Genomic DNA, 21,762 nt, shown 5'->3' with positions numbered 1-21,762 from the left:
AATTCATATTAAAATTACTTCAGGAATCAGCGAAATGTGTTATAGAATTTTTGGGAAATGTTTTAGGATTTGGAGTTCAGCTTTATAATAAAAATCATTTTTTATTCTCCGACAGTTCCCGTTTTAACGTTCCCCGCTTTTTTATAGTTTACAGCAATTACCCCATTTGGCGTAACTGTACTTTCTGTTAATGTAAATCCTGTAGGAGTTGCACTATCCTTAAATAGTTTTTTGCCTTTGCCAAGAATAATCGGGTAAATTAAGAGGGCAAGTTCATCAACTAAATCATGCTCAAGTAAAAGCTGGACAAGTGTGGCGCTTCCCCAAACTTTAATGTCTCCGCCTTCTAAATTTTTAAGTTTTTTAATATCGTCTACAGATGAAAGGAATTCCGAATTTTCCCAATCAGAGGTTGTTTTGGTTGAAGACAAGACGTATTTTGTAACTTCATTAATTCCAGGCCAGCCATCAGCATGTTTGGGCCAATAGTCTTCAAAAATGTCAAATGTTTTTCTGCCTAAAAGAATATCGGCGGGCTTCATTTGTTCCTGCATAACATTTCCATATTCTTCATCTCCAAACGGCGCTACCCAGCCTCCATATTCAAAACCACCAGAAGTATCTTCTTCAGGACCACCAGGTGCTTGCATTACACCATCGATGGTAATCATGGTTATGACAATTATCCTTCTCATAATTTTGAGCTTTTAAATTCCATTTAAAATTACTTTAAAAATCAGAGAAATGTGTTATAGAATTTTTAGGGAAATGTTTTAGGATTTATCACTTTAATTTTAAAACCAAAACTATATTTATTTATCATTTTTAGCAGAGTATAAAATGTTTTGATTCACGAATGAAAGGCAAAAAACTCATAATACTATTTTTATTCCCAACCTTTTTTATTTTATTAAATTGAAATATATTATTTTTAAAAAGTTATTCAATTTTATTTATATCACAACAAGCATGAAACTATACAAGCTGATGTCCATCTCAAGAAAAACGATAAACACGTTAATCGTAGTCTTTTTTATAAATGGTTTTCTTTTTGCTCAGGAAGCTAAACCGCCAATAATGGGTTGGAGCAGCTGGAATAATTTTAGAGTGCATATTGATGAAAAAATGATTCGGGAACAGGCGGATGCTATGGTTGCTTCTGGGTTATACGATGCCGGTTATAGATATGTAAATATAGACGATGGTTATTTTGGAGGAAGAGATTCAATAGGTAATCTTTTTGTTGATACGCAAAAGTTTCCTTCTGGAATGAAGACTTTGGTTGATTACATTCACAGCAAAAAACTTAAAGCTGGAATATACAGCGATGCAGGAAGAAATACTTGTGGATCTATTTATGACAATGATAAAAAAGGCATTGGTGTTGGTATGTACGGATATCTTGATGCGGATAGTAAAACTTTTTTTGACGACTGGGGCTGCGATTTTTTAAAAGTGGACTGGTGTGGCGGAGAGCAAATGAATTTGGATGAAAAAACAGAATATCTAAAAATTTTAAAAACAGTAAAAGCAAAAAATGAAGCCATAGTTTTTAATGTGTGTCGATGGAAATTTCCGGGACAATGGGCAATCGATAAAGCAAATTCTTGGAGAATATCGTATGACATTGATGATAAATTTTCTTCTATCCTCAAGATTATTGATTTGAATGTTGATTTGTATAAATATTCATCCCCTGGGCATTACAACGATATGGATATGTTACAGGTTGGCAGAGGCATGAGTTATGAAGAAGATAAAAGTCATTTTTCGATGTGGTGTATGTTGAATTCTCCTCTTTTGGCAGGAAATGATTTAAGAAGTATGTCAAAAGAGACTGTTGGTATTCTTATCAATAAAGAAGTAATTGCTTTAAACCAAGATAAAGGATTTTATCAGGCGAGACGAATATTTAAAGAAGGAAATATTGAAGTTTGGGAAAAATTGCTGGGAGAAAAAGGTAAAGATGGAAAAGCAATTGCTATTTTGAACCGCGGCGAAGAAGCAAACAATTTTGTTTTAAAATCAGATTTAGTAAATCTCGAAAAATCAGTGAAGATTCGTGATTTATGGTCAGGTAAAAAAATAGGAGCGATAGGAAAGAAGGTAAGTTTTACTATACCCAAGCATGGTATAGTAGTTTTGCGTACTGAATAAGATATTTTTATTAAAAAAAGAGAACTTGCAGAATGGGGTTATATAATCGGTTTTTGAATTGATTGTTCTATTTTCTTCGCAATTATTATACTATGAATTTCTATATCTTCTCTTTTTGGATAATTTATTTCGAATAATTTAATGATGTCAAAATTATTTTGAGAAAGTTGATTGCGTATGTCTTCTTCAGTATGATAATAAAAATAGGTGCGATCGCCGGTACTTCCCGAAATAAAACCAGATTGAGAAGGATTTCCGGCAACAAAACTTAAATATAAAATCCCGTTATTTAAAAGTATTTTTGTAGAGTCATTTATTAGTTTAGAACAATCTTCTTCGGATAAATAAGGCAAACAAAAGCCGCACATAATGGCATCAAATTTTTGATTTAAGGAACTAAGTTCTCTTGTATCCATTACTTCAAAGTTGGCAGAAGGATTGTTTGCTTTCGCCAATTCAATCATTTTTGGAGCAATGTCAATGCCGGTAATTTTTAGATTTGGCTTTTTGGATAGTAAATATTTTGTAATATTTCCTGGTCCACTGCCAATTTCAAAAATGTTTATTTGTTCCTGTTTTAGAATGTTGCAAAAGAAGTCGTATGTCTCATTATATAAGCTTAAATTCATAAACTTATCTTCATAGAGATTGGCGATTTTATTCCAGGTTTCGAAAGTTTCTTTGTATTTATCCATTGATTTTTAATTGAATAATCAAATATTATTAGATCGGATTAAATTCTTAAATTAGTTTATAGTTTTCTTATTTTTAAACACTTAAATTGTTTTCTTGTTGAGGAATAAAAAAGAAAAAAATAATTGAAATCGAGACCCAAAGTGATATCGAAAAAGAAATTATTCCTGGTGTAGATTCAATTTGTGTTTGCCACAAATTAGATAACATTAAAAAAATTATGAAAAATGGGACTAATCCTATTATGAAGAATGGTAACAATAATATAAAACCAATAAAAGTTAGTATAATCGGTTGTCTAGCTGTAATTGAAGAGGCAAAGTTTCCAATTGAATTTGGAAGATATAATCTATAAAGAGTGTTGTTTAATAGTTCATCTTTTAATTCAGAATTAATTAGATTACTTGTTAATTTTGAGGTAATTTGTTTTAAACTTTCATGTAAATCTTGTCTATCTCTTCCCATGCGAAAAAGATTGAATAATAATGTACAAAAAAGTATTGGTATTAGTTGAATAACTAAATTTTCTGGGTTTGTTATTGTAAGTATGCCTAGAGAAATATTGGATAACGATTTGTAATCTACAAAGAAATAAAGAGTAACTAATATCAATAAAATCAGTGTTTGTTTTTCTTCTTTTTTTATAAGTTCTTGTAAATTGTTGTAAAGTTTATCCCTATAGTCAATGAGGATTTCTTCTTTATTGGTTTCTATAAATTCTTTTAAATGATTTCGATTGATCATATTTGAAAAATATTGATTTTTTGGAATTGCTAAAATATGATTTTATTGGCTTAAAATATTAAATGTAAGAAGGTGTCAAAAAAATCACTTCCCAACTTCAAAATTTCTTTGCCAAACTAAAAAAAAATATTTCCCCACTCAACACCTCAACAAATAAATTCATATTCCGTATATTTGCCCAACCAAACATTACAATTACTTATGAGTCAAAAAGTATTACTTAATTCTAAAGAAGTTACTATCATACTCCATCGTTTGGCTTGTCAGTTAATCGAAAAACATCTTGATTTCTCTAATACAATTTTAGTTGGAATTCAGCCAAGAGGCGTTTTTTTAGCGGAACGTTTAAAACAATTATTAGAAGACGAATACAAGGTTCCTGAAATTTCTTTAGGTTATCTAGATATCACCTTTTTTAGAGATGATTTCCGTCGTACTGAAAAACCGCTTGAAGCCAATAAAACCCAAATCAATTTTATAGTCGAAGACAAAAAAGTCATTTTTATCGATGATGTTTTGTTTACCGGAAGAAGCATTCGTTCTGCGCTAACTGCTATTCAATCTTTTGGAAGACCTTCAGAAATTGAATTATTGGTCTTGATTGACAGACGTTTTAGCCGTCATTTACCAATTCAGCCTGACTATAGAGGCCGTCAGGTAGATGCTATTAATGGCGAAAAAGTGATTGTAAGCTGGAAAGAGAATGATGGTGAAGATGTTGTTCACTTAGTAACGAATTAGTTTAATCGGTTAACCGGTTAATTGTTTAATCGGTAGCAAAACCGATTAACCGATTTGACAAAAAAACGATTAAACAATTCAACGAATAAACAAATAAACAATAAAAATGAAAGAATTAAGCGTAAATCATTTATTAGGAATAAAATATATCAACGAGAATGATATCAACCTGATTTTTGAAACGGCAGATCATTTTAAAGAAGTCATTAACCGACCAATTAAAAAAGTTCCTTCATTACGAGATATTACCATTGCCAACATTTTCTTCGAAAACAGTACCAGAACCAAACTCTCTTTCGAATTAGCACAGAAACGTTTATCTGCTGATGTTATCAGTTTTTCTGCAGCTCAGTCATCAGTTAAAAAAGGAGAGACGCTTATTGATACCGTAAACAATATCCTTTCGATGAAAGTGGATATGGTTGTAATGCGCCACTCCAATCCTGGAGCGGCTTATTTTTTATCTAAAAATGTCAAAGCAAGCATCGTAAACGCTGGAGACGGAGCACACGAACACCCAACTCAGGCTTTATTAGATAGTTATTCGATCAGAGAAAAACTGGGAGACGTTGCCGGAAAAAAAGTAGTTATTGTAGGTGATATTCTGCATTCGAGAGTTGCCTTATCCAACATATATGCTTTGCAGATGCAAGGCGCTGAAGTTAAAGTTTGCGGACCAAAAACATTGATTCCGAGATATATTGAATCACTTGGTGTTACGGTTGAACCAAATTTAAGAAAAGCATTAGAATGGTGTGACGTTGCGAATATGCTTCGTGTACAAAACGAACGTATGGATGTGAATTTCTTCCCGTCAACGCGCGAGTACGCACAACAATACGGAGTCGATAAACCGCTTTTGGATTCTCTTGGAAAAGAAATCGTAATCATGCACCCGGGACCAATCAATAGAGGAGTAGAGATTACTTCTGAAGTGGCTGATTCTGATCATTCTGTGATTTTAAATCAGGTGGAGAATGGAGTTGCGATTAGAATGGCCGTTATTTATTTATTGGCGTCTAAGATTCAGCAATAGTTTTTTAAGTTTTCAGTCGCGGTCGCAATTTTCAGTTTTGAAATGAGTGTCGCACTGAGCGTCCCGAGAATTCGGGAGAAGTGCTTTTATAAACAGAACTTGCTTTGCAAACGTGGGCTTCTCCTGAATTCTCGGGACGCTCAGCCTGACAAACTTGAAACTTGAAACAAATAACAAAAAAACTTCGTACATTAGCTTCATAAAATATAAGTCCCATAAATTATAAAATGAAAGTAGATCAAAAAGGACATACCGTTACGATTAAGGATACTCAAGGAGATGTAAATTCGTTCTTGGACAAAGTAACGCAACAAATTAAAACCTTTGAAAAACATAATATTATAATCGATCTTTCATTGGATACTGCTTTGACTGAGAATGATTTGAAACTTTTTTTAGCACTTTCAAAACAACAGAAAAAAGCAAAAAAATCATTTGTAATTGTGGCTTCTGATCTTGATTTTAACGCTATTTCAGATAAATTAGTTGTAGTTCCTTCTCTTTTGGAAGCACACGATATTATCGAGATGGAAGAAATTGAAAGAGATCTGGGGTTTTAAAATTGGTTTAATTGTTTATTCGCTTAACCGTTTAATCGATTTGATTTAATTTTAGACGATTAAACGATTTACCAAATAAACGAATAAACAATAAAATTGAAATTAACGATACTTGGCTGTTATGCCGCAACGCCCAGAACAATTACCAACCCAACTTCGCAGGTTTTAGAAATTAAAAACAGATTGTTTTTGATTGACTGTGGAGAAGGAACTCAGGTACAGCTTCGGAAGAATAAGATTAAATTCTCAAAAATTAATCACATTTTTATTTCCCATCTTCATGGTGATCATTTGTATGGATTAATCGGAACTATTTCGACTTTTTCCCTTTTGGGAAGAACTACAGATTTGCATGTTTATGGTCCAAAGGGAATTAAAGAACTTATCTTGTTACAATTAAAGCTGACAGAATCCTGGACAACTTATAATCTATTCTTCCATGAATTGGAGTCAAAAGAAAGTGAAGTTGTTTTTGAGGATAAGAAAGTTATAGTAAGAACAATTCCGCTGAAACATCGTGTTTATACTAATGGTTATCTTTTTCAGGAAAAACCGGATGAAAGAAAGCTAAATATTGAAGCTGTTCAGGAATACGATATTCACGTAGCTTATTACCAAAAGATAAAAAATGGAGGCGATATCAAGCTGGATAACGGTACAATTATAGAAAACGAGAAACTTACTTTTGATCCTGCACCAACAAAAAGTTATGCTTTTTGCTCAGATACTGTTTATCACGAAGCCATAATCCCGATTATTGAAAATGTGGATGTTTTGTACCATGAATCTACTTTTTTAGAATCTGAATCAGCTTTGGCACAAAAAACATTGCATTCAACAGCAAAAGAAGCAGCAAGAATTGCCTTAAAAGCAAATGTTAAACAATTAGTTTTAGGGCATTACTCAACACGTTATGATGGTTTAGAGCGTTTTAAACAAGAAGCGGAAGAAGTTTTTCCGAATGTGTTTTTAGCGGATGACGGTTTGAGTTTCGAGTTTTAAATAAGTCTTAAAGTCATAAGTCGAAAGTACTAAAGTGAGCTTCAATGAGAATCTAAGAAGTCTAATATCTAAGAAGTCTAAAAATCTAAAAAAATGAATGATTTAAGTAATTATAGAAAGTCTTACGAGAAAAGTGAATTATTGGAAACCAATATTCCAGAAGATCCAATTAATCTTTTTAACTGTTGGTTTCATGAGATGGAAGATTTTGGCGGAAGCGGAGAAGTAAATGCGATGACGGTTTCGACAATTGGATTAGACGGTTTCCCTAAATCGCGTGTCGTTTTACTGAAGAAATTCTCTGAAGAAGGTTTTATATTTTATACCAATTACAATTCTGAAAAAGGGAAAGCGATTGCCAACAATCCAAATGTTTGTTTGTCTTTCTTCTGGCAGGAAATGGAACGTCAGGTAATTATTAAAGGTATTGCACAGAAAACTTCTGAAATCATTTCTGATAATTATTTTGATTCCCGTCCGGAAGGAAGTAAGCTTGGTGCTATTGTTTCGCATCAAAGTGAAGTGATTCCTTCTCGTGCTTTTTTAGAAGAAAACTTAAAGAAACTCGAAACAGAATTTGAAGGAAAAGCAATTCCGCGTCCTGAAAATTGGGGAGGTTTTTTGGTAACTCCTTTACAGGTAGAATTTTGGCAAGGAAGACCAAACCGACTTCATGACAGAATTCGATACACCAGCCAATCAGATTTCTCCTGGAAGATTGAAAGATTATCTTCATAGTTGTAAGAAAATTATTTTATAAAATAAAATTTAAGTGTAGTTCATCGATTAATTTTGTAGTTTAACGATAATTTGAATACGTTTGACATAAGAAAAGTGAAACGATTTATTCGATTATAAAAATATTAAAGGATTTGCCCCAACATTTACTTTAAGCATTAAACTACTGTTGATTATGAAGAAGATAATGCGCGCCATGTTGTTCATTGCAATGGTTATTGCAATGAACGCATGTTCTGCTGACACCGCAGAAGGAGCTGTTGATAACGGCTCAACAGAAACTCTGATAGTAGACTACAATTACAATGAGTCGGAGTTGCAAACCATGCAATTGATTAATGATTATCGCCTTAGTATAGGCTTGAATACATTACAACGAATCAACCATATTTCTGCCAAATGTGAAGAGCACAACGAATACATGATTGCAAATAAAGTTGTCAATCATAATGATTTTGTAATGCGTTCTGACAATATTATTGAGGTACTTGGTGCTTCAAAGGTGGGAGAAAATGTAGCCTACAATTACAAAACTCCAGAAGCAGCTTTAAAAGCATGGTTAGAAAGTCCTGGTCATAAAGAAAATATTGAAGGGAATTATACTCATTTTGGTTTGTCAGTTACAACAGATGCTGAAACTGGTAAAAAATATTACACAAATATTTTTGCGAAAATTTAAAATATAATTTAAGACTGGTTGGTTTTAGGTCGTTGTAATTTGTAAGGTTACAGCGATTTTTTTTTGCAAAAAAAAAAAGCTGTCCCGAAAGACAGCTTTACTTACTAGTATTGTGTAATTAACTAAAGTGCAGTAATTATAAATTCACTTCTTCTGTTCATTTGATGTTCTTCTTCTGTACAAGGTACATCGTCGGCACATCTGTTTACAAGTTGTGTTTCTCCATATCCTTTTCCTGTTAAACGGTTTTTATCAATTCCGTTGCTAATTAACCATTTAATAGTAGATTTTGCTCTTCGGTCAGATAAACCTTCATTGTATTGATGTGTCGCTCTACTATCTGTGTGAGAACGGATATCAATTTTCATAGATGGATAATCCTTCATTACAGCCAATATTTTTTCTAAATCAATTGCTGCTTCAGGTCTGATGTTTGATTTATCCAAATCGAAATAAATCATTTTTATACCAAAGCATTTTCCTAAATCGTCACCAACTGTAACACGACATTTGTTTTTAGTAAGGGCAATAGGCAATTCTGTTTTACCAGTTGTTTTGTCTATTGTTACACTTACTTCTTTGGTTTCGTAATTTTCTTTTTCAGCTCTAACATTGTATGTTTTTCCGCATTCTACAGGAAGAACATAATTTCCTGAACCGTCTGCAATAACGGTTTCTAAGATATCTTGATTTTCATACAATGTAACTTTTGTACCAGGTAAAATATCGTTTGTTACGACATCTGTGACTGTTCCGTACAGTTGTTGGATGCATTTTAGTCGTCTGGTTTCTAAGAATGTATAAATATCATCTGAACCTAAGCCACCGTCTTTATTTGAACTGAAGAACCCTTGTCTGGTTGTTGGATCAATAATGTAGGCGAAATCATCTTTTGGTGAATTGATATCGGCACCAAGATTCTGAATATTAGCGACTTTTCCATGTCGGTCAAATTCACCAACAAAAACATCTAACCCGCCAAGACCAGGATGTCCGTCTGAGGCAAAGTAAATCTCATTTTCGCTTGTCACATACGGAAATGTCTCTTTTCCTTCAGTATTTATAGTTTTTCCTAAATTTTCTGGTGTTCCAAAGCTTCCGTCAGAATTAATACTTACTTTGTAAATGTCTGATTGTCCAATTGTACCCGGCATATCAGAGGCGAAATATAAAGTTTTTTCATCAGGACTTAGAGCAGGATGAGCCGTACTATAGTTGTCACTTGTAAAAGGAAGCGCCGTTACATTGGTCCATTGATCATTTACTAATGTGGCTTTATAAATTTTTACTAAAGTAATTTTATTGTCATCTTTTCCTTTTTTTCCATCAATGTAATTGTTTCTTGTAAAGTAGATCGTTTTTCCATCTTTAGTGAAAGCTGGCGATGCATCATGAAACTTCGTATTCAGAACGTTTTTGATTTTACTTACTTTTGATGTTGTATTGGTTTCAGCATCAATATCTGCAAAATAAAGATTGGTAAAATATTCGTTTGTCCATTTGTGTTTTCGCTGAGAAAAATTTCCCGTATCTCTTGCAGAGGCGAAGTACAATTTATTGTTGCTTACAAATGAACCGTAATCTGAATATTTGGTATTAATTCCTGCATCCTGAATTTTGTATCTTCCGGAATTGGCTTTAATCTGATCAAGATAATTTACATCTTCTTTGTAAAGTTTGGCTCTGTTATCATTTTTATTTTTGGCATTAAATTCGTCAAGAATCTTATTTGCTTTAGAAGTATCTCCAATTGATTTTAGCGACTGAGCATATCTGTAATAATACTCAGGTTCAATTTCAGAGTTCATTGCAAATAATTCACCGTACCATTTGGCCGCTCCTTCAAAATCTGAATTAAAGTAGTACGAATTACCCAGTTTTTTGAACATGTCTTCCGACTTATATCCTTTTTCAGCTACTTTTTCGTAGGTCTTTATTGCGTCAACATAAGCGTAGTTGTTATATTTTTTATCCGCGTTATTTATCTTTGATTGCTGCGAATAACTGTCAAATGAAAATCCAATTACTAATGTTAGGCAAAGGAAAATATAATTTTTCATAATAATCATTTTTAGAAGAAACGTGGAGTAGTAATTTTACCAGTGTTTTTGAAGAATTCGTAACGCAGGAATATCTCATGAGATCCTGAGTTATAGTTATTTAAGTTCGTTGTTTCACGATCGTAACCGTAACCTAAATAAAGTCCGTCGGTGATTTGAAATCCAACCATTGCGCTTAAAGACGCACTCCATCTGTAAGCCACACCAAGCATAAATTTATCGTAGAACATGAAGTTGGCAGAGATATCAACCTGAAGCGGTGCTCCTTCAACCATTTTTGTCAAAATAGCGGGTTTGAATTTATAATATTGATACTTGTCAAGATCAAATACATAACCGGCCATTAAATAATAATTTATTTTGTCTTTGTAAATGGCTACGTCATTATCGTCGTAGCGATTTGTTTCGATGAAATTAGGAACTGATAAACCAACATAAGCTTTATCAGAATGCCAGTAAACTCCGGCTCCAACATTTGGAGTGAATTTATTATCCAAATCCTGAAATTGAGGATCTCCAGCGTCGTCCGGATTTAATTTGCTTACATCTAAATTGAAGATATTGGCTGTCCCTTTAATACCAAATGAAAGTTTAAAATCTGCTGAAGTTTGTATAGTATACGATAGATCTACAGATATGTTATTTTCATTTGTTGGTCCAATTTTATCATTAACGAGTGAAGCACCTACACCAAGTCTGCTATTGTTTATTGGTGTGTTTACTGAGAAACTGCTCGTTTCCGGCGCACCATCCAGACCTACCCATTGCGTACGATACAATCCAAAAATGCTCAAGACTCCACGAGAACCTGCGTATGCAGGATTTATGTTTATTGTGTTGTACATATATTGCGTATATTGGGCATCTTGTTGCGCATGACTTGCAATACTGACAAACAGAATGACGAAGTAAAATAATTTTGTTCTCATAGTAGATATTTATTATTTCAATTATTACTATTGATTTTTATTAATGAATCCTCTCAAAAAATCGGTATTGTTTTTTACAATTAATGATTTTCTGCTCTTTGCTGTAGTAAGTTGATGTACAGTAAAATGTACATCAACTATTTACAGCTTTTGTTATTTTGAAAGATAGAGGTATCCGTCTTTTTTGTTATTTTGAATTACATTATTTCCGTCTAATGATTTGTAAGTAACAATGTAGTAGTAGGTACCTGTTGGTAATCCATCGGATTGTTTAACAGTAGTTCGTCCTCTTGAAGTTCCGTCAAAATTATTTGTCACATTGTTGTAATTAGTAGTTTCAAATACTAATATTCCCCAACGGTTATAGATTTCGACAGTATTTTCAGGATAACAAGTCACATCATCAATGCCATCAATCACAAACACATCGTTGAATTGATCTCCATTTGGAGAGAAAGCATTATGCACTAGTATGTTTTCACAAGCCAATACTTGACAATCATTATTTATAGTCATGTGTACGGCAACTGTTCTCGGGCAATTTGCATCACTTATTCTGTATTCGAAGATGTATAAGCCAAGAGCAAGTCCACGTGGGTTTACATTATTACCCTGTAATGCATTACTGTTGTTTACATCAACCCAGGTTCCTGTTCGAGGCGTTTCAGCAGGAAGCAGTGCAAGTAAGTCAACTAATGTTGAATCATCTGTACATGCTGTACTAAGAACACGTGTTTCAGGAACTGGATTCACAACAATGGTGATTGTTGCAGTATCGCAGTTATCAGGGCTTAGCTTATCACAAATTTGATACGAATAAGTATAAGTTCCAGCTGGAGTTAAACTCGCAACAGTTACATTTCCAGCAGTATCAACTGTAATATTTGGATCTGTTATACTGTTTTGATTTCCAGTCAGTAAGGTAAAGTTAACTAATTCTAGCGTAGCTGGAACATTTCCTTTAAGATCATTGCTTAAAACATTTCCTACTAATCCAAATGTGTTGCAACCAATGTTATTGTAAAGGTCATCATTTGCAGCAACTGGAGTAGGTGGAGCAGGATCTACTACAACTACGGTTACAATTGCAGTATCACAGTTTCCAAAATCAGCATTTTCACAAATTTGATAAGTCAATGTATATGTACCTCCTACTGTTCCGACTTTCACATCTACAGATCCATCAGGATTTAGTGTTAATGCTCCCGTAGGATCAGGAGTTACGGTAGTCAAAGTGACATCACTTGGGTTAACCGGATCTCCGTTTAATGTATCATTAGGATATACATTTAATACATTTGTTGCACCTGTGCCACTTGGAATCGGTCCGGCAGAATCATCATTAGCTACTATGGCAAATGTTGGTCTTGCGATACAGAAAGGATCAGCAGGTGGATAATTTACAACTATCGTTTGACTTGGATTAACGGAGATAGTCAAGGTCGCTGTTGGGCGAAGTGTTTCAAATCCGTCTGGAGCCTGAATCCATTTGTTATCCTGGAATACCCACCCTGGCCAGTCGATACCATTTCCGGCCTCATCTACTACAGCTCCTGGCCATAATACTCGTCCGCTAAGTGGTAAACCGGTCATTGTTGTAATTACATTGTTGTTGCTGTCTGCCCAGGTAATCGTTACGCCATCTACTGGAGTAAAGTTTGTATCTGTTACAGCATAATCAAGGTAAGGTACATCGTTAACACAAGTTGGTGTTGCAGTTACTGTCATTACAGGTGCTTCAATTGTAATTGTTACAGTTGCTGTATCACAATTTGAAGTTTCATCTGCTTCACAAATTTGGTATACCATTGTTAATGTTCCTGCAGGAGCATTTGGTAAGATGTCTACTGAACCATCAGGGTTTAGTTGTAAAAACTCATTTGGTGTTACCGTTGTAATAATAACCTCAGAAGCTGTTACCGGTTGTCCTTCAAGCGTATCATTTGTTAGTACATTCAATACATTTGGAGTTGTATGATTTACACCAGGGAAAGGTCCTCCGTTGTCATCATTCGCAACAATATCTTGTACTTCTTTACAGCTTACGCCAAAGTCAATATCCAAATGAACTAAATCTTCAGGTGTAACATTAACCACATATCCTTCCGCACTTGTAGTGGTACAAACGGTATGCATTTGTGTTTTAGCTGTTTTAGCTGTAGTTTTCTTATCGGCGGATGTTGTTGGTAAAACTTTTACTAATCCAGTTGCTCCTAAAGCAGCTGCAGCAGCATTAAAGTTCGCATCTTTAACAAGTTTTACAGTGTATTCGCCATAAGGATTTTCACTTTCAGGTCTGTTTCTCCAGAATCCTTGAATACCTACAATTACTTCATCATGGTATCCATTTGGACCATCAACAATAACATTAGAACTTAAAGCATTTCCAAATCCACCGGCATTTAATTCTCCAGCATTCATAGGACCAGTATAGCTTCCGTCTCCATTAAAGTCAATCCATTCCCAAAGGCTATAGTCGATAGCGCCTTCGCTGTCAGGAATGTTTTTAGTTACAACACCATCATTGTTTGCATCGTACCATTCATCCTGAATTCCGTTATTGTTAGTGTCATACCAAACATAATCTCCTAAAACAGGTAAGTTTGATTTTCCGTATAAGAAATCGTGAACCTGGAATTTACATTCTTCAAGTGTTGTAAAGAACAAGCTTGAATCTACAGGATATAATTGGTAAGCACTATTTAAATTAGCATCTTGAACCTGAACTAAATAATCTCCTGCAACCATTCCAGAGAAGGTATATTGACCATCTGCATTCGTAATACGAATTAAGATCGGACCAGGTGTACTACCTTGTGGAATCAAGGTAACTGGTACATTTGCAATAGGAGTATTAGTATCTACATTAATAACTTGTCCAGATACTTTAACTTTATAATTAGGCTGAGTTATTGTTACAGTTGCAGTTGCAGTACAAGTTTGTCCTTCGGCATTTACTGGTGACGTAGCTGTCAGTGTATAAGTACCTGCTGGTAAATTTGTATTTCCAACAACCTCATTATTAGCATTTGTAATTACAACGGTTGCGCCAGGGCTGCTAGTTACTGTAATTGAACCATCAGTTCCATCAAGACAAGTTACATTTGAAGCAACTCCAGATACAGACACTTTGTTCTCAACTGTGAATGTTTGTACTAATTCAGTTTTATTACCTGCACAGTCAGTTAAAGTATAGGTTCTGGTTACGATGTATGCATTTCCGTCGCATCCACTGCCACCATTGTTAGAGTCACTAACAGTAATGTTTACAGGTCCTCCGCAATTATCAGAAGCATCTGTTACATCAGCAGGATTTGCCGCCGGAATGTCTGCTGCATTTTGTAAGCCAGCAACATCTGCAGGAGCAGTTCCTGTTGGAGGAGTAGTATCTCTTACTGTAATGATTTGAGTATGAGAAACTGTATTTCCACCACAATCACTTGTAGTCCATGTGCGTGTTAAAGTATATTCAGTTCCGCATTCGTTTCTAATGTCGCTCTTAACTTCAGTGTAAACTACAGGTAAATCCCCGTTGCAATTGTCAGAAACTTGAGCATTAGCAGCTTCTGGAACAGCATCACAAGAAACTGTAATATCACCAGGAAGTTCTCCTGCAAATGTAGGAGCCGTAGTGTCTTGAATAGTAATTACTTGCGTGAAAGTTTCAGAAGTATTTCCACAATCATCAGTTACAGTCCATGTATTGGTGTAAGTTCCGGTGTTTGCACAACCTTCAGAAGCAACAAACTCGCCGCTTACTTTAGTTATGTTAGTTACATCAGTATCACAAGAGTCAGAAGCAGTTGGGAATAAAGCCTGAGCTGAACCTAAATCTTCGCTGTTACTGCATTCTACTGTTCTGTTTAGAGAACCTGTTTCTGTTGACCAAGTTGGAGCAGTAGTATCTTTGATTGTGATTACCTGAACAAATTCTGCTGAAGTATTTCCACAATCATCAGTTACAGTCCATTTATTGGTATACGTTCCAGCGTTTGCACAACCTTCAGTAGCCATAAACTCACCGCTTACTTTTGTAATATTTGTTACATCAGTATCGCAAGAATCAAAAGCAGTTGGGAATAAAGCTTGCGCTGAAGCCAATTCTTCTGCATTGCTGCATTCTATAGTTTTGTCTAAAGAAGCAGTTTCAGTTTGCCAAATTGGAGCCGTAGTATCCTGAATAGTGATTACCTGAACAAATTCTGCTGAAGTATTTCCGCAATCATCAGTTACTGTCCATCTATTGGTGTACGTTCCAGCGTTTGCACAACCTTCAGAACGAATAAACTCACCGCTTGTTTTAGTAATATTTGTTACATCAGTATCGCAAGAATCAAAAGCAGTTGGGAATAAAGCTTGCGCTGAAGCCAAATCTTCTGCATTGCTGCATTCTACTGTTCTGTTTAGAGAAGCAGTTTCAGTTTGCCAAATTGGAGCCGTAGTATCCTGAATAGTGATTACCTGAACAAATTCTGCTGAAGTATTTCCACAATCATCAGTTACAGTCCATCTATTGGTATACGTTCCAGCGTTTGCGCATCCTTCAGTAGCCATAAACTCGCCGCTTACTTTCGTAATGTTAGTTACATCAGTATCGCAAGCATCAAAAGCAGTTGGGAATAAAGCTTGCGCTGAATCCAATTCTTCTGCATTGCTGCATTCTATAGTTTTGTCTAAAGAAGCAGTTTCAGTTTGCCAAGTTGGAGCCGTAGTATCCTGAATAGTAATTACCTGAACAAATTCTGCTGAAGTATTTCCGCAATCATCAGTTACTGTCCATCTGTTAGTGTAAGTTCCAGCATTTGCGCATCCTTCAGAACGAATAAACTCACCGCTTGTTTTAGTAATGTTAGTTACATCAGTATCGCAAGCATCAAAAGCAGTTGGGAATAAAGCTTGCGCTGAATCCAATTCTTCTGTGTTGCTACATTCTACTGTTCTGTTTAGAGAAGCAGTTTCAGTTTGCCAAGTTGGAGCCGTAGTATCTTCAATAGTAATTACCTGAATAAAACTTTCTGTTACATTACCACAATCGTCTTTTGCAATCCAGCTGTTTGTATAAGTTCCGGCATTTGCACAACCTTCAGAACGAACAAACGGACCGCTTATTTTTTCATAAGTAACTATTGTACAATTTGCTGTTGCTTCAGGAGCACGGTTTTGCGCTGCTTCTAATCCTGCAGTATCACTACACTCTAATTTCTCATTTAAAGATCCGGCCACAGTTATCCATTTTGGAGCTGCAGTGTCTTGAATAGTAATTGTTTGAGTAAAGACAGTTGAGGTATTTCCACAATTATCTTCTGCTACCCAAGTATTAGTGTAAGTTCCTGTACTTCCACAAGCGCCTCTTTGTAATTCACCGCTTGTTTTCGTATATTTTATATCAGAATCACAATTGTCTTTTGCAATTGGCGATAGATTCTGAGCGTTATTAAGACCTTCAGTATCGCTACATTGTAAAGTAACGTTAAGTTCGCCTTCTTTTGTATCCCAAGTTGGAGCTGTAGAATCTTTGATTGTGATCACTTGCGTGAAAGTTTCAGAAGTATTTCCGCAATCATCAATTACTGTCCATGTATTGGTATAAGTTCCTGCATTTGTACAACCTTCAGAAGCTTCAAATTTTCCGCTGACTTTTATAATATTAGTAACATCAGAATCACAAGCATCAGATGCGGCTGGATATAAAGTCTGAGCTGCAGCTAAAGCCTCTTCATCACTACATTCTACAGTTTGGTCTAAAGATCCAGCTTCAGTTTCCCAAGTTGGTGCTTTAGTATCACGAACTGTGATTATTTGAGTGAAAGTTCCAGAAGTATTTCCACAATCGTCAGTTACAGTCCAAGTGTTGGTGTAAGTTCCTGCATTTGTGCAACCTTCAGAAGCTTCAAATTTTCCGCTGACTTTTTTAATGTTAGAAACATCAGTGTCGCATGAATCAATAGCAGTTGGGATCAATGCCTGAGCTGCATCTAAAGTTTCAGTATCGCTGCATTCTACAGTTTGGTCTAAAGATCCATCTTCTGTTTTCCAAGTTGGCGCTTTAGTATCTTGAATTGTAATTACCTGTGTGAAAGTCTCAGAGATATTTCCACAAGCATCAGTTACAGTCCAAGTGTTGGTGTAAGTTCCAGCATTTCCACAACCTTCAATAGCAACAAATCGGCCACTATCTTTTATAATGTTAGTAACATCAGAATCACAAGCATCAGATGCGGCTGGATATAAAGCCTGAGCAGCAGCTAAAGCCTCTTCATCACTACATTCTACAGTTTTATTTAAAGAACCTTCCATTGTAGTCCAAGTCGGAGCTGTATTGTCTTGTACAATAATTGTTTGACTTACAGGAACCGCTTCGTTTCCACAAGCATCTTTAGCGTACCAAGTTCTTATTTTAGTATAAGCCCCTTCGCATTGACCAGGAATTACTTCGTCTTCATAAGTTAAAGAAGAAATAGTTCCGTTAAGGTCGCTTGCAGTCGCTTGCTCGAACACAGGAACTGCAGGACAATTAATTGTAGAAGTTGCAGGAAGAGGATCAATAACCGGTATGATAGAATCTCCATCAATGATTTCGAAATGTTCAGTAATGCTACATCCTAAATGATCAGTTATTGTCACCGAATAGTTTCCAGCTTTTAGACCAGTAGCTGTTGCTCCAGTTTGTGCAGGAACCGTATTCCATAAGTAAGTGTATGGACTTGTTCCGCCTGAAACTTCAACACTTGCAGTTCCAGTAGTAGCACCACCACAACTTGGATTAACTTGCGATTTTGTTGCTGATAAGGCTGCATCTGGTTGATTTATTTTAACAGTTGCAGTTGTAGTACAATTGTTTGTATCTTTAACTGTAACCGTATAAGTTCCCGCTAAAAGATTGCTTGCGGTAGCTCCAGTTCCACCAGATGGAGACCATGAATAGGTATATGGAGAAGTTCCTCCAGTTACGGACACAGTCGCAGATCCGGTATTTCCTCCGAAACAATTTACATGAGTTGGAGAAGTAATGGAAGCAGATAAGGCTGCATCCGGTTGATTTATCTTAACAGTTGCAGTTGTAGTACAATTGTTTGCATCTTTAACGGTAACGGTATAAGTTCCCGCTGTAAGATTGCTTGCAGTAGCTCCAGTTCCACCAGATGGAGACCATGAATAGGTATATGGAGAAGTTCCTCCAGTTACAGTCACAGTCGCAGATCCGGTATTGCCTCCGAAACAAGCTACATGCGTTGGAGAAGTAATGGAAGCTGATAAGGCTTCATCTGGTTGATTTATTTTAACAGTTGCAGTTGTAGTACAATTGTTTGCATCTTTAACTGTAACTGTATAAGTTCCCGCTAAAAGATTGCTTGCAGTAGCTCCAGTTCCACCAGATGGAGACCATGAATAGGTATATGGAGAAGTTCCTCCAGTTACAGTCACAGTCGCAGATCCCGTATTACCTCCGAAACAAGCTACATGCGTTGGAGAAGTAATGGAAGCTGATAAGGCTTCATCTGGTTGATTTATTTTAACAGTTGCAGTTGTAGTACAATTGTTTGCATCTTTAACTGTAACAGTATAAGTTCCCGCTAAAAGATTGCTTGCAGTAGCTCCAGTTCCACCAGATGGAGACCATGAATAGGTATATGGAGAAGTTCCTCCAGTTACGGACACAGTTGCAGATCCAGTATTTCCTCCGAAACAAGCTACATGAGTTGGAGAAGTAATGGAAGCAGATAAGGCCGCATCCGGTTGATTTATCTTAACAGTTGCAGTTGTAGTACAATTGTTTGCATCTTTAACGGTAACAGTATAAGTTCCTGCTAAAAGATTACTTGCAGTAGCTCCAGTTCCTCCTGATGGAGACCATGAATAGGTATATGGAGAAGTTCCTCCAGTTATAGTCACAGTCGCAGATCCGGTATTACCTCCGAAACAAGCTACATGCGTTGGAGAAGTAATGGAAGCTGATAAGGCTTCATCCGGTTGATTTATCTTAACAGTTGCAGTTGTAGTACAATTGTTTGCATCTTTAACTGTAACCGTATAAGTTCCCGCTAAAAGATTGCTTGCAGTAGCTCCAGTTCCACCAGATGGAGACCATGAATAGGTATATGGAGAAGTTCCTCCAGTTACGGACACAGTTGCAGATCCAGTATTTCCTCCGAAACAAGCTACATGAGTTGGAGAAGTAATGGAAGCAGATAAGGCCGCATCCGGTTGATTTATCTTAACAGTTGCAGTTGTAGTACAATTGTTTGCATCTTTAACGGTAACGGTATAAGTTCCCGCTGTAAGATTGCTTGCAGTAGCTCCAGTTCCACCAGATGGAGACCATGAATACGTATATGGAGCAGTTCCTCCACTAACAGTCACAGTCGCAGATCCGGTATTTCCTCCGAAACAATTTACATGAGTTGGAGAAGTAATGGAAGCAGATAAGGCTGCCGTAGGTTGATTTATTGTGACACTTGCCGTTTTTGTACAAGAGTTAGCATCTGTGACAGTTACGGTATAAGTACCAGCTGTAAGATTACTTGCGGTAGCTCCAGTTCCACCAGATGGAGACCATGAATACGTATATGGAGAAGTTCCTCCAGTTACAGTCACAGTCGCAGATCCGGTATTACCTCCGAAACAATTTACATGAGTTGGAGAAGTAATGGAAGGAGATAAAACTGTTGGTTGACCAATTACTACCCCATTTACATTTGCAGAACAGCCATTTGCATCCACCACTTTGATATTATAAGTTCCGGCGGCTAAACTCAGTAAAGTATTTTCAGTCGTTTGTCCGTTTATATAATATTTGTAAGGAGCAGTTCCGTTGGTGACTTTTATTTTAATTGTACCATCACTACCTCCAAAACATTTTACGTCGGTTTTAGTGTCCAGCGCAACTGTATAAAATGGAGGTAAAACAATATTTGCTCTTACAAAGTCTCTATTAGCATACCACCACGTATTTATGGTATTCATATTACCATATTGTGGATCATCATTGTTATTGCTATCAAAACCACTCCATCTGTGGCAATTACCAGGAGGAGTATTGTTAGGTGTACATCCCGTAAGATTTAATTTTGCATCAAAAGTACCACTATTGTAAGTAATAGATCTGTCATCCCAATAAAACTTTAAAACATATCCGGCTGGCGCAGCTGGTCGTACAACTGTACATGAAAAACCATTTTGATTTTCCTCTACATCATACATCGGAAAATGGAAAGCAGCCTGCCCGAATGAAACAACTATGGGTATCGATGTGCCTTGCGCTATTATATTTCCTAGTCCATCTTTTCCATCCCAGGGAACACTTACCGCATATGGTGGCGCTCCCGATCCTGAAACACTTTGTGTAGTCAAAACGTCTTTGGTTCCTGCAGTAAAAACACCATCACCTCCGTCAAAATCAAGGAGAATTTCAACAGTTCCGCTTTTATTAACGCTTATGTTGATATTACTTTCGCCAATTCCGCAATTTGTGATTCCATTGATTTTTATATTACCATCATAGGTTCCGTTTTTCCAAATGTTTATATCAGGATCGTTTAAGAAAACCTCATATTTCGGACTCATTTTTGTTGCATCAGAAGCATTGTAAACACTTTTTTGATCGTTTGCAGTATTTCCTGAAGTTCCAGGACCTGTATTATTAAAGGCAACATTGAAGTACCATGGTCTAAAACCTGCACCATTAAAATTGATTTTATTTACAAAACCATTTTGAGTTGTAGCTCCGGTAGTAGATCCGTTGTCAGGAGCAAAAACATAGAAAGCACCATTGAAATTGGTGGTAACATTATCCATGGCAAAAGCCCAACGTTTTGAATAAATACGTCCGGGAATTGAATTGTTTGAACTATTTGCAACAGTAATGTCGTAGTAATTATAAAAAATTTGGTCACTAGTGTCGTTAGTTGATTGGAATTCAATGTAGTAATCACCGGCACCCATTGCAGCATTTGGAGTAAAAACAATAGGAGTATAACCTGTAGATGAAGTAACACCATCAACTCCCACTGGGCCGCTTTGGGCTCTTGAAAGACGTTGGGCTTCGGTACCTGTTATATTTGATGTAGTTCCATTCAAATCATAATTTGCAAATGCAACATTTCCGTTTGGATCTATGATTCTAAATCTTGACGTAATTTCATCTCCAGTTGGTGATGATCTTCGGGCTCTACTAAAACCTAAGTATACTTTTTCAGAACTTGGATTTTGAATTCTAATATACAATCGCTGCACATCTGTAGAACCATATCTTGCAAAATTTCCATATTCATTACTGTTTATGCAAAGTGATGCCCTATTGCTCGTGCTAGTAGTTGTTTGTTTACTACCTTCTCCGCCATAAACATTAAGAAACAAAGTACTTAATATAAAACTTAGAAGGATTTTTATTCTGTTTTTGAAAGTAAAGTTTTTCATATTAAAA

13 protein-coding genes are annotated in these 21,762 nt (G+C 35.9%); 7 read left to right on the top strand and 6 right to left on the bottom strand.

Translation table 11 applies throughout. The features are described from left to right. Nucleotides 1-101 precede the first annotated feature (101 nt). Nucleotides 102-695, bottom strand: coding sequence for a dihydrofolate reductase family protein (locus BD847_RS11760; protein ID WP_115888476.1), 594 nt, complete (start codon nucleotides 693-695; stop codon nucleotides 102-104). A 274-nt stretch (nucleotides 696-969) separates the two neighbouring features. Here BD847_RS11760 and BD847_RS11755 point away from each other — a divergent pair, with 274 nt between their 5' ends. Further along, nucleotides 970-2,157: a glycoside hydrolase family 27 protein gene (locus tag BD847_RS11755; RefSeq protein WP_244201593.1), complete on the top strand. Its 1,188-nt coding sequence runs from the start codon at nucleotides 970-972 to the stop codon at nucleotides 2,155-2,157. 38 nt (nucleotides 2,158-2,195) lie between these two features. Here BD847_RS11755 and BD847_RS11750 read toward each other — a convergent pair whose 3' ends face one another. Together BD847_RS11750 and BD847_RS11745 are read right to left on the bottom strand one after the other, a co-directional pair. Beyond that, nucleotides 2,196-2,852 (bottom strand): class I SAM-dependent DNA methyltransferase, encoded by a 657-nt coding sequence (locus BD847_RS11750; RefSeq protein ID WP_115888474.1) that lies wholly within the window; start codon nucleotides 2,850-2,852, stop codon nucleotides 2,196-2,198. 73 nt (nucleotides 2,853-2,925) lie between these two features. After that, nucleotides 2,926-3,594 carry a hypothetical protein gene (locus tag BD847_RS11745; RefSeq protein ID WP_115888473.1) on the bottom strand — a complete coding sequence of 223 codons (669 nt, stop codon included), beginning with the start codon at nucleotides 3,592-3,594 and terminating at the stop codon, nucleotides 2,926-2,928. A gap of 201 nt (nucleotides 3,595-3,795) precedes the next feature. On the opposite strand from BD847_RS11745, the gene pyrR reads away from it, so the two are divergent. The 6 genes from pyrR to BD847_RS11715 all read left to right on the top strand — a co-directional run bounded on the left by pyrR (nucleotide 3,796) and on the right by BD847_RS11715 (nucleotide 8,350). Continuing rightward, a complete protein-coding gene (pyrR, locus tag BD847_RS11740) occupies nucleotides 3,796-4,335 on the top strand; it encodes a bifunctional pyr operon transcriptional regulator/uracil phosphoribosyltransferase PyrR (protein ID WP_115888472.1) in 540 nt (179 codons plus the stop codon). A gap of 106 nt (nucleotides 4,336-4,441) precedes the next feature. Continuing rightward, entirely contained in the window at nucleotides 4,442-5,371 is a 930-nt protein-coding gene (locus tag BD847_RS11735; RefSeq protein WP_109194141.1) for an aspartate carbamoyltransferase catalytic subunit, read from the top strand. A 227-nt stretch (nucleotides 5,372-5,598) separates the two neighbouring features. Further along, nucleotides 5,599-5,931 (top strand): ribonuclease Z, encoded by a 333-nt coding sequence (locus BD847_RS11730; RefSeq protein WP_115888471.1) that lies wholly within the window; start codon nucleotides 5,599-5,601, stop codon nucleotides 5,929-5,931. Nucleotides 5,932-6,027: 96 nt separating this feature from the next. Continuing rightward, a complete protein-coding gene (locus tag BD847_RS11725) occupies nucleotides 6,028-6,933 on the top strand; it encodes a ribonuclease Z (protein ID WP_115888470.1) in 906 nt (301 codons plus the stop codon). A 93-nt stretch (nucleotides 6,934-7,026) separates the two neighbouring features. Continuing rightward, a complete protein-coding gene (gene pdxH, locus BD847_RS11720; protein ID WP_115888469.1) occupies nucleotides 7,027-7,671 on the top strand; it encodes a pyridoxamine 5'-phosphate oxidase in 645 nt (214 codons plus the stop codon). Between the two features lie 175 nt (nucleotides 7,672-7,846). Beyond that, the gene (locus tag BD847_RS11715) at nucleotides 7,847-8,350 is read left to right on the top strand and encodes a CAP domain-containing protein (protein ID WP_167443855.1); all 504 of its coding nucleotides are present in this window, start codon (nucleotides 7,847-7,849) and stop codon (nucleotides 8,348-8,350) included. A gap of 122 nt (nucleotides 8,351-8,472) precedes the next feature. Here BD847_RS11715 and BD847_RS11710 read toward each other — a convergent pair whose 3' ends face one another. The 3 genes from BD847_RS11710 to BD847_RS11700 form a co-directional block, all read right to left on the bottom strand. Then, complete coding sequence (locus tag BD847_RS11710; protein ID WP_115889005.1) at nucleotides 8,473-10,410, bottom strand: OmpA family protein; 1,938 nt, start codon at nucleotides 10,408-10,410, stop codon at nucleotides 8,473-8,475. Nucleotides 10,411-10,421: 11 nt separating this feature from the next. Next, on the bottom strand, nucleotides 10,422-11,339 hold the full coding sequence (locus BD847_RS11705; RefSeq protein ID WP_115888468.1) for a PorP/SprF family type IX secretion system membrane protein: 918 nt from the start codon (nucleotides 11,337-11,339) through the stop codon (nucleotides 10,422-10,424). A 153-nt stretch (nucleotides 11,340-11,492) separates the two neighbouring features. After that, complete coding sequence (locus BD847_RS11700) at nucleotides 11,493-21,755, bottom strand: HYR-like domain-containing protein (RefSeq protein WP_115888467.1); 10,263 nt, start codon at nucleotides 21,753-21,755, stop codon at nucleotides 11,493-11,495. Between the last annotated feature and the right edge of the window lie 7 nt (nucleotides 21,756-21,762).

The organism is Flavobacterium cutihirudinis (assembly GCF_003385895.1).
GTDB classification, from domain to species: Bacteria; Bacteroidota; Bacteroidia; order Flavobacteriales; family Flavobacteriaceae; genus Flavobacterium; species Flavobacterium cutihirudinis.
This window is presented reverse-complemented; position numbering and strand designations above follow the sequence as displayed.

What these genes read in the sequence shown, in the direction of transcription:
- BD847_RS11760 (WP_115888476.1), bottom strand. Translation starts at nt 695, where the DNA reads ATGAGAAGGATAATTGTCATAACCATGATTACCATCGATGGTGTAATG.
- BD847_RS11755 (WP_244201593.1), top strand. Translation starts at nt 970, where the DNA reads ATGAAACTATACAAGCTGATGTCCATCTCAAGAAAAACGATAAACACG.
- BD847_RS11750 (WP_115888474.1), bottom strand. Translation starts at nt 2,852, where the DNA reads ATGGATAAATACAAAGAAACTTTCGAAACCTGGAATAAAATCGCCAAT.
- BD847_RS11745 (WP_115888473.1), bottom strand. Translation starts at nt 3,594, where the DNA reads ATGATCAATCGAAATCATTTAAAAGAATTTATAGAAACCAATAAAGAA.
- pyrR (WP_115888472.1), top strand. Translation starts at nt 3,796, where the DNA reads ATGAGTCAAAAAGTATTACTTAATTCTAAAGAAGTTACTATCATACTC.
- BD847_RS11735 (WP_109194141.1), top strand. Translation starts at nt 4,442, where the DNA reads ATGAAAGAATTAAGCGTAAATCATTTATTAGGAATAAAATATATCAAC.
- BD847_RS11730 (WP_115888471.1), top strand. Translation starts at nt 5,599, where the DNA reads ATGAAAGTAGATCAAAAAGGACATACCGTTACGATTAAGGATACTCAA.
- pdxH (WP_115888469.1), top strand. Translation starts at nt 7,027, where the DNA reads ATGAATGATTTAAGTAATTATAGAAAGTCTTACGAGAAAAGTGAATTA.
- BD847_RS11715 (WP_167443855.1), top strand. Translation starts at nt 7,847, where the DNA reads ATGAAGAAGATAATGCGCGCCATGTTGTTCATTGCAATGGTTATTGCA.
- BD847_RS11710 (WP_115889005.1), bottom strand. Translation starts at nt 10,410, where the DNA reads ATGAAAAATTATATTTTCCTTTGCCTAACATTAGTAATTGGATTTTCA.
- BD847_RS11705 (WP_115888468.1), bottom strand. Translation starts at nt 11,339, where the DNA reads ATGAGAACAAAATTATTTTACTTCGTCATTCTGTTTGTCAGTATTGCA.
- BD847_RS11700 (WP_115888467.1), bottom strand. Translation starts at nt 21,755, where the DNA reads ATGAAAAACTTTACTTTCAAAAACAGAATAAAAATCCTTCTAAGTTTT.